Source organism: Neisseria sp. P0021.S007 (assembly GCF_051956855.1).
In genome coordinates, this window is record NZ_JBQCXA010001085.1 from 1 (window position 1) to 533 (window position 533).

1 protein-coding gene is annotated in these 533 nt (G+C 47.7%); it reads right to left on the reverse strand.

From position 1 onward, the window contains the following. Nucleotides 1–221: 221 nt before the first annotated feature. The coding region (locus ACTHUR_RS17655) for an NAD(P)H-dependent oxidoreductase (protein WP_440400023.1) at nt 222–533 on the reverse strand (312 nt) is incomplete at its 5' end.

Below are 533 nucleotides of genomic sequence, written 5' to 3' on the forward strand. Positions count from 1 at the left end.
TGCATAAAGTGTCAGCAAGTCCTAGCTCGCACAAACATTTGGTTCTGAAATAGGATTTGTGTTTCAAAGCACGCACGCAGTTTTTGCTTTTCAGACGACCTCAATACTTTTTTTGAAGTCGTCTGAAAGACTGTTTCTTTAATAATCCGACTACTGCTCAGTATAAGTATAAAGGTCGTCTGAAACACAACTTTCAGACGACCTTTGATTAGCTGAAATAGTCAGGAGTTGAAAGAGTCGTATACGTCATCGATTTTTGCACAGGCGCGTTGGACTGCGGCTTCCCAGTCGCCTGCCGTACCTTCGGCGTAAACGGTATCCACGGAGGCAAAGCCCAAGAAGCCGCCGAGTAATGTTTTCAAATAGCTTGAAGCGAAATCCATTTGTGCCATCGGACCTTCGCTATAAACGCTGCCGCTGGCCTGCAACAGCAGCACCTTATGCTCGCCCATCAAACCTTTCGGCGTACCGTCTTCGCCGTAGCGGAAGGTTTCGCCGGGCATAACCAGATTGTCTAGCCAGTCTTTCAGGAG